At 40.8% G+C, this 4,415-nt stretch carries 4 protein-coding genes; all 4 read left to right on the plus strand.

From position 1 onward, the window contains the following. The first annotated feature begins 160 nt into the window (after nucleotides 1-160). The 4 genes from CRENPOLYSF2_RS13125 to CRENPOLYSF2_RS13145 all read left to right on the plus strand — a co-directional run bounded on the left by CRENPOLYSF2_RS13125 (nucleotide 161) and on the right by CRENPOLYSF2_RS13145 (nucleotide 4,379). Nucleotides 161-1,372, plus strand: coding sequence for a PIN-like domain-containing protein (locus tag CRENPOLYSF2_RS13125; RefSeq protein ID WP_087144403.1), 1,212 nt, complete (start codon nucleotides 161-163; stop codon nucleotides 1,370-1,372). Between the two features lie 275 nt (nucleotides 1,373-1,647). Then, complete coding sequence (locus CRENPOLYSF2_RS13130) at nucleotides 1,648-2,226, plus strand: hypothetical protein (protein WP_087144404.1); 579 nt, start codon at nucleotides 1,648-1,650, stop codon at nucleotides 2,224-2,226. A 572-nt stretch (nucleotides 2,227-2,798) separates the two neighbouring features. Next, nucleotides 2,799-3,704 (plus strand): C-type lectin domain-containing protein, encoded by a 906-nt coding sequence (locus CRENPOLYSF2_RS13140; protein WP_087144406.1) that lies wholly within the window; start codon nucleotides 2,799-2,801, stop codon nucleotides 3,702-3,704. Between the two features lie 222 nt (nucleotides 3,705-3,926). Beyond that, nucleotides 3,927-4,379, plus strand: a complete 453-nt coding sequence (locus tag CRENPOLYSF2_RS13145) for a hypothetical protein (RefSeq protein WP_087144407.1) — start codon at nucleotides 3,927-3,929, stop codon at nucleotides 4,377-4,379. The last annotated feature ends 36 nt before the right edge of the window (nucleotides 4,380-4,415 follow it).

The following is a 4,415-nucleotide window of genomic DNA, read 5'->3' on the forward strand; positions in this document are numbered from 1 at the left end:
TTTCGGTTCTCCCACAGGGGACTTCCACCCCATTACATCGCGCCCATGCTGGGCGCACACGGGGCGTTCAACCGGACTGGCCTTGATGCTTGCGTGTTTTCTTACAACAATCTGGCCAGCCGGTTAACTTCACGTTAGGCAATTCAAAAATCGAGCTTATATGAAATCAGTTTTTATTGGTCACTTTCGGCCTACTCAAGATGAATTTACCCAGCTTTGGGATGAGTCTATTTTTGCAATTGATGCAAATGTCTTGCTCAATCTATATAGATATTCCTCAGATACCAGGGAAGAACTTGAGAAAGCTTTAAACGAGATTAAAGATAAAGTATTTATTACGCATCAAGCAGCTAAAGAGTTTTTAAAGAACAGATTGAACGTAACGGCTGGTCAAGCAGATGAATATAAAAAAACAATATCATCAATTAATAATGTATTAGCCACACTATCAAGTAGTGATAGACATCCATTTTTACCAGATTCTGAACTTCCAAAACTTAAGGAATACGCAGGTAATTTGATTTTTATTCTTGAAAAGCAACAAAAACTGCTTCTTGCAAAATTAACGGATGATGAAATACTAGATTTTGTAGAAAAGTTATTCGATGGTAAAACTGGACGCCCGTTCAGCAATGAAAAATTAATCGAAATAGCAAAGGAAGGGGAAGAGCGCTATCAGCGAGAAACTCCACCCGGCTACAAGGATAATAAAAAGGACAGCCTTAATGATCCATACAGAAAATATGGTGATTTAATTGTATGGCATCAAATATTAGAACATGCAGCAACACATGCAAAGTCTGTAATATTTATTACTGATGATAAGAAGGATGATTGGTGGCTTGAACAGTCAGGTAAAACAATTGCTCCACGACCAGAGCTTATTGAAGAGTTTCATGAAAAAACTAAGCAAAAATTTTGGATGTACACAGTGGACAGGTTCATACAAGAGTCAGCAAAAATATCAAAATCAACTGTTAGTAGTGAAGTAATAGAAGAAATTATTAAAGTTAGTATGGATATAAATGAAAGCAATCTACGCGAACTGCCTTCAATTGAAGTATACCAAGACCCTTTTGATTCTCCAGTCGATGAATGGCAAGGCGGATTTCTAATTGTCCATTTAAATAGACCTATGAGATATGCAACTGGTACAGGGAAATTCCATCCAAAATTTTCAACTATTCCAGAATTTAATGTCAAATTAGTTGACTCTCCTTACGAAGATAAAAACATGGTAACACTAAGCTTTGGTTGCGGAACAACGAGAGATTTTAATGTCCACCTCAGAGCAAGAGATACTTTTCTTGAGGCGGGAAATTATATATTTGAATATACAGCCAGTGAGTCTATTGAAGTTGAAGAGAAATAAAACAACTACGATGCCAAATTTTGCAATCACACATACTGTTTTTTAAACTGAGCGTTTGGTGTACGGTGTAATATTTTTTTCGGTGTTAGTTTAGCCATAGTGCATAGTTTGGCAGCCTAACGGGGCGCTCAACAGGGACTGGCCGTATCGTGGCCATTTTGAAGTTTTGTAATTAAATCAGCTTTTGTGGCTTTGCTTATTTCCCTAGAAACGGCCAGCCCGTTAGCTTAACGTTATGCGTGTATGTATTGTAATAATCTGACAGGAGCTGGAAAATGAACAATCATCTAACCAATCGCGGAGTTTGGGTACGAATTAACCGCTATAAAGGCGAAACCGTAGAGGGGTGGCTAATAGGAGAGATACCCCAAGGGCTTCTTATAGCATTGGACAAGGATTTAAAGGACTTACGGCTAGTATCGGAATACTACTCAATATCTTATAATCACGAAAATAAACTCTCGACTCTGAGCATTGAGAATGCTACGGAGGTTCGCGACGAGTTACAAGCTATAAGTGAAGCCATTTCAGTTCCTATGAAAAATGCCATATCGAGGACGAAGTTCGATAAATTACATCAATTTTGTCACCATTCGGCTGAGCTAAGTTGGCAAATTCGACAGGGCGAGCACGAGGCATTCCAGGGGATCGACTCAGAACCGCGTGGTGAATTAATGGGATTTCTTCTTGCACAGGTGGATCGTTCTACCGCTCTGCATAGGGAAGTTTACGAAACATTTGAAGATTGTGGGCTCACCGCGATTCTCGATGAGTTCGGTCGAGACTTGCACGTCTACCAGCTGAATTTACAATTCCGGCCTATGATTTGGAATTCTCGTCTAGGGAAGAGATAACAACTGCCCTAGAATCAGCAAGGGATAAACACTGGACTGGGCAAAGGCATAGCGCTTTACTTGAGGCTGCCGAGGAAACAAGGATGCGACTAATACTGGAGGCCGTGAAGAAAAGAGATCATAAAAATGATACCGAATCGAAAAAGTTCGATGATTCTACGCCATTTTCGCGGTGGTTCGGGCCGTCATTGCGGGTACTTGCAGGAACAGGACTCGCAGCCGCAAACGCTGCTGTAGGAGTTACCGCTGGTATTACTGCGACAATTACAACTCTTGGGTCGCTAGGAGTGCCAACTTACGTGGGAGTGGCGACATCAATTTACACAGGGCTTTCTCAGGTCGCTGACGGCTTGGAGAAAATAGGGCGTTGTAGGTAAGGTTTTATCCGGTATTAATTTAGCAACTGTGCGTAGTTTGGCAGCATAACATCGCATTCAACGCGGACTGGCCTTGATAACTGCGTGTTTTCTTACAGCATTCCGGCCAGCCGGTTAATGCAACGTTAGCGCTGTCATTAAAAGCGCCTATACATCAAGGATGATTCTTCCGTTTCAACAAGCTGGGGCTGAGTCATGTTAAATAAATTGAACAAAATAACACTAACCTTAAGCGTAGCGGCTTTGCTACCTATAACTATGGCAGTGCAAGCAGATAGCTCACGTATTCAGTGGAAAAGTAATAAGCATTTTTATCAACGTTTCGATCAACAAGTTTCTTGGGGAACGGCTCAAGCAAATTGCCAAGCTATTGGCGCACATTTGATAACACTAACATCCGGAATAGAGCGCGGCTTTATTTATACAGAAATTTCAAATGGGAACTTTTGGATTGGCGCTAACGATGTCCCAGTTGATGGTAGATTTACTTGGGTTACAGGAGAAAAATGGGTTGATGAAAAATGGTATTGGGTTGGCGGGGGCGATTATGTCTATTCAAATAGCAATGGTTTCGGATTAAGTTCTGCGGACTCTACTCGAATTTATATTTGCGAATGGAGTGCTAATAATTATATTGGGCTTGCTAATGTCCCTGATTTGAATAAAAACGGTAGTCCTGAAATTGCTGCGTTGTATGTCGATTACATTACGAGTAAACATACAGTTAAAATACGTGATCCTAAGACCGATAAAATTATTAACACTCTATACTTTAAAGCTGGCTTTACTTTACCACCTCAAGGATTGGTTGTTCTTAAAGATTTAAATGGCAACAAAGTACCAGAAATTGGTGTACTGTATACTGAATTTGGCCAACCTTCTGTTGGAATAAAAGATGCTAAAAATGACAAAGTTTATTTAAATACATTACGTTTTTTAGACACAAATTATAGTCCTAAAGAAATTAGTATTTACCCTGATGGCAATGGTAATGGTTATAATGACATAACAGTTTTAGGCATTAGAAAACCAAATAACGCTCCTAAAGCTGAAACCCGTGATAGTAAAACTGGTAAACTTTTAAACGATACACAATTTTAAAACTGCATATACGGTTAACATATCTGCAAATTTAGTATTTTTGTTCTGTGTAAATTTGGCTTTTGTGCATAATTTTGCACGCTAACAGTTTGTTCAAGTGGGACTGCCCGTACGTGGCCATTTTTAAAATTTAATTTTTAAACAACATAGGGGCTTTGCTTATTTCCCATACGGGCAGCCCCTTAACAAAACGTTAGGGTTACAGCGATTTCGAGTACGCCCATGGATATGCAAATGTTGATCCCGTATTTTCCGATTATTGGGCCAGCCTTGGCTGCATTTGTGGCAATTCTCGGATGGGGTGTGTCGCATTATTTGAGCGTCAACAAAGACCAGAAGGCAAAGCAACGTGATATGAGAATTCAGTTTTTGCTTGAGGCATACCGGAGACTTGAAGCTGCTGCAAACCGCCCCGAATCAGGAAAGGAAGAACAAGATAAGTTTGAATCGGCGCTTGCCGACATTCAACTGCTCGGCACAAAAACACAAATCGAAGAATTGATGCGCTTCCTTGAACAGTGGAACTCATCAGAAGGCAATGCTTCAATCAATCCTTTACTGGAGCTTCTAAGAACACACCTTCGGGACGAGCTTGGCCTTGAAAAGGAAATTCCAGGCATCAAGATATTTCGCTTTGAGAATCGTCACCCTAATCGGGTAGCCAGGGGCATCTAACCCCCAGCCCCCACACCACCCACCATGCGGGTCCGC

This window comes from Crenothrix polyspora (assembly GCF_900163755.1).
Lineage (GTDB): Bacteria > Pseudomonadota > Gammaproteobacteria > Methylococcales > Methylomonadaceae > Crenothrix > Crenothrix polyspora.